The following is a 6462-nucleotide window of genomic DNA, read 5'->3' as shown; positions in this document are numbered from 1 at the left end:
CGAGCGCGGTCTCGCCGTCGGGCCGCGCCGCCGCACCGAGCGTGGGCCTACGCTCAGTGGCGACGTTCGGCGGGCGGCAGGTCCTCGGTCTCCTCGGCCAGCGCGTCGGCCGCCGGTCCGGTGAGGTCGTCGCCCGGCACCGCCACCGCCTCGGCGCGATCCTGCTCGTCGGCCTTACCGCCGGGCGGCGGTTCCGGAGCGGTGGCAGCGCCGGAGAAGCCGTACTCGTTCGGTTCGTCGTGCCGGGCCATGTGGTCATCCTCCCGCTTTTCCCGTTTCACCTGTTGAGGCCAACGGTAGGTGGTGATCGTCGTCGGCGCAGCGCGCCGGGGATTGTCGGCCGGACCACGGCGGTGGGCGGCTCAGCGCAGCCCCGAGTAGCTGACGCAGGGCGATGATCGCCACCGCACCGGCCAGGCCGTTCCAACCCGGCTCGCCGGCGAGCCGGAGCAGGCCGGCCGCCGTGAGCAGGTCCAGCAGCACCCGGACGCCGCCGCGCAGCGCCCCGGTGCTGACCGTGATGACCACCCCGGCGACCAGCGCCAGGGCGGTGACCACCGTGACCAGGACGCCCGTCACGGCCGACGCTCCCCGTCGGCCACCTGACACTGCTCCTGGCGGATCTCCCGGCCAAGGAAGTAGTTCAACGCCGTTCGGATCGTCGCGATGGCGGCCAGTTGGCCGATCTGCGTGAACGACGGTGACACCGCCGTGCGCAGCACGTCGGCCGCCAGCTGGAACTCCAGGCCGAGGGTCAGAAAACGACCCAGCGAGAGCCGGATCGACGTGAAGCGGGCGGCGGTGCGGTGTCGCAGCCCCTCGACCACGAACCGCACCGCCGCCCACACCGCGCCAACGAAGATCACCAGCGCGCCGGCCACCTCCACGACGGCAACCAGCACCTGGTCGCCGCGGTGCAACAACTCGGCCGGCTCCACCCCGGGCCGTTACCCGCCCACGGGGCGGCTAGTCGGTGCTCAGGTCAGCTCGTTCACCGCCTCCAGGATCAGCCAGAGACCGGAGATGGCGAAGAGGATCGCGGCGCCGTACTTGATGGTCTTCTCCGGCAGCCGCCGACCGAGCATCCGGCCGACCAGGATGGCCAGCGCGTCCGCGGCCACCATGCCGATGGTGGAGCCGAGCCAGGTGCCGAACCAGCCGTACTTGGTGGCGAGCGTGATCGTGGCGAGCATCGTCTTGTCGCCGAGCTCGGCGAGGAAGAAGGCCACCGACACCGCCACCAGCGCGGTCTTGTTGGTCTTCTCCGCCTTGCGCTTCTCCTCCTCGGTGAGCTTGTCCCCGCGAAGCGTCCACGCGCCGAACCCGAGGAACGCCACGCCGGCCACCAGGGAGATCCACTCGGTCGGCAGCACCGCCCCGAGACCCGCGCCGATGGCGACCGACGCCAGGTGCACCACCGCGGTGGCGATCGAGATGCCGATCAGCACCGGGATCGGTTTGAACCGCGTGGCGAAGGTCAGCGCCATCAGCTGGGACTTGTCCCCCAGCTCGGCGACGAAGATGACGCCGAAGCTGACGACCAGCGCGGCGAAAAATCCCTCCATGACGTCCTTCCCGTTCAGGCCGGGAGGAGGTACAGGGGCGCCCTCGACCCGGCTGCAACAGCCTGAGTCGAAGGTCTCGCCCGCCCCGAGAAAACCCGGGGCCGCGTGGCCGGATGCGGAACGCACCAGTATGTCGACCACGACATTGGGGGCTACTCCCCTTCGCGTGATCAGCCTATCGGATCACCGCCCGGCCCGACCGAGGCGGGTGAACAGGCTCACCGCGCCCGCGCCAGGGTGACGCCGAAGAGCGCGTCCGGATCGGTCCAGAACTCCGCCGCGGCGAAGCCGGCCGTGGCCAGCTCGGCGGCGATCCCCTCCGGGCGGAACTTCGCCGAGACCTCGGTCCGCAGATCCTCGCCCGCCGCGAAATCGACGGTCAGCCCCAGCACCCGCACGCTCATCGGCCGGGTCGCCCGCAACCGCATCTCGATCCACTCGTGCTCGGGATCCCAGACGGCGACGTGCGCGAACGCGGCTGGGTCGAAGTCGGCGCCCAGCTCCCGATTGATCACGTGCAGCACGTTGCGGTTGAACTCGGCGGTGACCCCGGCGGCGTCGTCGTACGCGGGCACGATCACCGACGGGTCCTTCACCAGGTCCGTACCGAGCAACAACCAGTCACCGACCTCCAGCGCCGCGCGCATCGCGGTGAGGAAGTCGCCCCGCTCGGCGGGCAGCAGGTTGCCGATGGTGCCGCCGAGGAACACCACCAACCGCCGGCCGCCGGTGGGCAGCCGGTCCAGTTGCCGGGTGAAGTCCCCCACGATGCCCCGGACCCGCAGGCGGGGATAGTCGGCGGCGATCTGGGCGGTGGACCCGCGCAGCGCACTGACCGACACGTCGAGGGGAACGAACGTGCCCAGCCCACCCCGGCGGGTGAAGGCGTCCAGCAGCAGCCGGGTCTTCTCCGACGAGCCGGAGCCCAACTCGATGAGCGTCTTGGCCCCGGTCAGCGCCGCGATGTCGGGAGCGTGCGCGGCCAGCACGGCCCTCTCGGCCCGGGTCGGATAGTACTCGGGCAGTCGGGTGATCTCCTCGAAGAGTTCGCTGCCCCGGGCGTCGTAGAACCACTTCGGCGGCAGCCACTTCGACCCGGCGCTCAACCCGGCCCGGACGTCGTCGCGCAGGCCGCGCTCCAGGTCACCCTCTTCGAGGTAGATCTCCAGGGGTTCCGCGGTCATCGGTTCGCTCCTCTGTTCGACCAACCGTTGCGTGCCTGCCCGGCCTGGCGCGCCGGGGTCGGCAGTGGACGTACCCGCACCTCGCCCGCGGTGGCGACGACGAGGTGCCCCTCCGGCACCGCCCGCCACCCGGGATCGTCGTCGTGTGGCTCGGAGGCGAGCAGCACCGAACCCGGCGTCTCGCGGACCGACAACGCGTGCCCCACCACGCTGGCCACCACCCGGTGCCCGTCGGTGAGCAGCAGATTGAGCCGCGACCCGGGTGCGGCGGCGGCGACGTCGGTCACCGTCCGCCCGACCGCCTCGACCGGGTCGTCACCCGCGCGCAACCGATGCCGCACCAGCGCCCAGAGCAGCGCCGAGTCGGTGGCGGCGTCCAGGGTGAGCAGGTCACGCACCGGCAGACCGGTGGCGAGCGGCACCACGGCGTCCGGCCAGCCGCGGACCACCCCGTTGTGGCTGAACAGCCACCGCCCCTCCGCGAAGGGAGCGGCGGCGCCGTCGAGCACCGCCATCCCGACGGTGGCCGACCGCACCGCCGCCAGCACCGCTCCGGTGCGGGTCACCGCCGCGAGCTGGGCGATCGTCGGGTCACTCCAGATCGGCTGCGCCCGCCGGTACCGCACCGGCTCCCCCGCACCCGGGTACCAGCCGACACCGAACCCGTCGGCGTTGATCGTGCCGCCGCCCCGCATGTCCCGAGGCGCCCAGGACTGCCGCACCAACGAGTGCGGAGGGTCGAACAACAGCTCGGCGAGGGTGACCGGCGGCCCCAGGTAGGCCAGGTGACGACACATCAACGCCCCCGACCCGCCGCCGGGCCGCCGGTCGTGCGGCCACTCACCGGTACGACTCGTCCGGTCGCACGTCCCGGGCGCAGCGGAAACCGCTGAAGATCTGCCGGCGGATCGGATAGTCCCAGTTGCGGAAGGTGCCCCGACAGGCAGAGCGGTCGGTGCCGAACGAGCCGCCGCGCAGCACCCGGTAGTCGTCGCCGAAGAAGACCTCCGAGTATTCGCGGTAGGGGAACGCCGTGAACCCCGGATGCCCGTCGAACGTCGTCGACGTCCACTCCCAGACGTCACCGATGAGCTGGTGCACACCCAACGGCGAGGCGCCTGCCGGGTACGCCCCCACCGGCGCCGGCCGCAGATGGCGCTGGTCGAGGTTGGCGTGCGCCTCGGTCGGGTCGTCGTCCCCCCAGGGGTAACGGCGCGACCGCCCGGTCGTCGGATCCCACCGGGCCGCCTTCTCCCACTCCGCCTCGGTCGGCAGCCGCTTGCCGGCCCACGCCGCGTACGCCTGTGCCTCGTACCAGCACACATGCACCACCGGCTCGTCGGCGCGGACCCGGGCCCACTGACCGAAGCGCCGGTACGACCAGCCGTCGCCGTCGGAACGCCAGTGCATCGGCGCGCTGAGCTGCTCCCGGACCCGATGGGCCCAGCCGGCCGGGCTCCACCACCGCTGCTCGGTGTAGCCGCCGTCGGCGATGAAGGCCGCGTACTGGCCGTTGGTCACCGGGGCGGCGTCGATGACGTACGCCGGGAGGTCGACCCGGTGCGCCGGACGTTCGTTGTCCAACGCCCACGGATCGGTGTCGGTGCCCATGGTGAACTCGCCGGCCGGCACCAGCACCTCCGCACCGACCCGGACCGACGGCTCGGGTGGCGCCGGGGCGTGCAGCACCGCCGGCCCCGAGCGCAGCTGGTGGGTGGCGAGCATGGTCTCGTCGTGCTGCTGCTCGTGCTGGACGATCATGCCGAAGGCGAACCCGTCGGCGACCAGCGGCCGCTCGGTGAAGGCCACCGCGTCGAGCAGGTCGTGCACCTTGTCCCGGACGGTGGCCAGGTAGGCGCGCGCCTCCGCGGGCGGCAACAGGGGCAGCGCGGGGCGGTCCCGGCGCGGCTGCTTGAACGCGTCGTACAACTCGTCGATGTCGCACCGGACCGGCTCCCGACCCCCGACGTCCCGGACCAACCAGAGCTCCTCCTGGTTGCCCACGTGGGCAAGATCCCAGACCAGCGGCGACATCAACGGAGAGTGCTGGCGCGTCAGGTCGGCGTCGTCGACCACCTCGGTCAACAACGAGGTACGGGCGCGGGCCCGCGCCAACTCCACCGCGATACGGTCGCGCAACTGCTCCCCGTCGACCCGACCTTCCGTTCGCGACTGCGAGGCTCGCAACCCCGGCTCACTCCTCGCGCTCACCGAGCCGCCTTCCGTTCGCGACTGCGAGGCTCGCAACCCCGGCTCACTCCTCGCGCTCACTGGTCTCTCCTTTCTGCGGCGGTCAGCCGCCGACGTACACCTCGCTGGATCTCGTCGTGGGTGTTGGCCGGCAGCTCCAGTCGGGGCAGGGCGGTCAGGGCCAGGTCGAGCAGGGCCGCCGCGGCGGCGGCAAGCGCCGGGTCGGCCAGACCGTGCCGGGCGGCGGCCGACCAGCGGTGCGCCACCGGGGTGGCGACCCTGTACGCCTCACGCACGGTGCCCGGGTCGTCGAAAAGGGCGGTCAGCACCGCCAGCGGCAGCCGCCAGTCCCGGTCGGGTTGGGCGTCCAGGTAGCGCAGCTCCAGGTAGCCGCGCGGCCGCACCGGCGGAAAGAGCGTGCTGACGTGGTAGTCGAGGTCGTCGGTGGTGGGTGGTTGTGGCAGCGCGCCGTCGAGCCAGTCGGCGAAGGTCACCCCGGGCGGTGCGGCCCAGTCGGCGTTGCGGCGGCGCAGACAGAGCAGCGGCGCGGCGAGCACGTAGCTGATCCAGGCGTCGGTCGGATCGTCTCCGGCGCGGGCGGGAGACCAGACCGGACGGGTCCGGGTCGGGTCGATGGCCAGCCAGGCGGCCATCCGGGCGGAGGCCCAACCGGTGCGCCGCCCGGCGTGTCGAGCGGCGGAGGCGAACGCCGCGAGCAGTGGGGGCCCGACCGCGTGGGCCGCGGCCCAGCGGTCGGCGACCTGGTCCGGTTCGCCGGCGTCGAGGCAGATCTGCAGGCCGGCGGTGCTGTACATCATTGTGCGACCGGCCGGGCCACGACGGTCGAAGGCTCCGCGCATCGCGCGGTAGCGGGGGGTTTCCACCACCGGGCGGGGCCGTCGGTGGGGGTCGATGCCGCTGCGACCGAGGATCAGCCCGGCGGCGGCCAGCAGGTCGGTGACCTGGGCGATGTCGGCCTCGGTGGCGCGGATCAAGGCGGCGACCGAGGGGCGGGGCGGGGTGGAGATCTCCAACTGGCCACCCGGCTCCAGGGTGACCATGCCGCCGTGTCGCAGCGGCTCGGCCGGGCTGGTGGCATCCAGCGTGGCGGGGCTGTGCCGCCCCAGCGCCGCTCGCAGCCGCGTCGCGTCGACGGGGCGGGCGGGATCGGCGGCGTCGTGCACGGTCCATTCCAGTTCGACGCCGGTGTGGGTGGGTGGGCCGGTCTTGAAGCAGATCCGAGCGAGGTGTCGGACTGCGGCTGCGGACTCGCGCAGAATGGCGCTGCGGTCCAGGTCGGGTGACGTCACCAAGGGTCGTGCCCCCTCTCCGTGCGCCGGTTCCGGCACACTGTGCCACCGTAAACGGACCCACCGACACCGTCGGGGGCGTGCACGGCGCCACCAACCTCTGTCTAACAGACGAATTTCCGATGCAGGGCGGAACCAAACGGCCGCAGCCGCCGACCGTCCCGCGCGCCGCTGCGGCCCGCAGGGCTGCGAGAACGGCGGGCGGCGAGGGCT

General features: G+C 72.6%; 8 protein-coding genes. All 8 read right to left on the bottom strand.

From position 1 onward, the window contains the following. Positions 1 to 53: 53 nt before the first annotated feature. The gene (locus PSH25_RS04590; RefSeq protein ID WP_238657813.1) at positions 54 to 251 is read right to left on the bottom strand and encodes a hypothetical protein; all 198 of its coding nucleotides are present in this window, start codon (positions 249 to 251) and stop codon (positions 54 to 56) included. 4 nt (positions 252 to 255) lie between these two features. Beyond that, positions 256 to 579, bottom strand: coding sequence for a hypothetical protein (locus PSH25_RS04585; RefSeq protein ID WP_238657812.1), 324 nt, complete (start codon positions 577 to 579; stop codon positions 256 to 258). Further along, positions 576 to 938, bottom strand: a complete 363-nt coding sequence (locus tag PSH25_RS04580) for a DUF1622 domain-containing protein (RefSeq protein WP_238657811.1) — start codon at positions 936 to 938, stop codon at positions 576 to 578. Before PSH25_RS04580 ends, PSH25_RS04585 begins: the two co-directional genes overlap by 4 nt. 39 nt (positions 939 to 977) lie before the next feature. Continuing rightward, complete coding sequence (locus tag PSH25_RS04575) at positions 978 to 1565, bottom strand: TMEM165/GDT1 family protein (protein WP_238657810.1); 588 nt, start codon at positions 1563 to 1565, stop codon at positions 978 to 980. Between the two features lie 218 nt (positions 1566 to 1783). After that, entirely contained in the window at positions 1784 to 2749 is a 966-nt protein-coding gene (gene egtD / locus PSH25_RS04570) for an L-histidine N(alpha)-methyltransferase (protein ID WP_238657809.1), read from the bottom strand. Then, on the bottom strand, positions 2746 to 3546 hold the full coding sequence (gene egtC / locus PSH25_RS04565) for an ergothioneine biosynthesis protein EgtC (protein WP_238657808.1): 801 nt from the start codon (positions 3544 to 3546) through the stop codon (positions 2746 to 2748). Before egtC ends, egtD begins: the two co-directional genes overlap by 4 nt. 43 nt (positions 3547 to 3589) lie before the next feature. Next, positions 3590 to 4936: an ergothioneine biosynthesis protein EgtB gene (egtB, locus tag PSH25_RS04560; RefSeq protein ID WP_238657814.1), complete on the bottom strand. Its 1347-nt coding sequence runs from the start codon at positions 4934 to 4936 to the stop codon at positions 3590 to 3592. An 80-nt stretch (positions 4937 to 5016) separates the two neighbouring features. Next, positions 5017 to 6252: an ergothioneine biosynthesis glutamate--cysteine ligase EgtA gene (gene egtA / locus PSH25_RS04555; protein WP_238657807.1), complete on the bottom strand. Its 1236-nt coding sequence runs from the start codon at positions 6250 to 6252 to the stop codon at positions 5017 to 5019. Positions 6253 to 6462: the final 210 nt, after the last annotated feature.

The sequence above is a fragment of the Micromonospora foliorum genome, from assembly GCF_022229015.1.
GTDB classification, from domain to species: domain Bacteria; phylum Actinomycetota; class Actinomycetes; order Mycobacteriales; family Micromonosporaceae; genus Micromonospora; species Micromonospora foliorum.
This window is presented reverse-complemented; position numbering and strand designations above follow the sequence as displayed.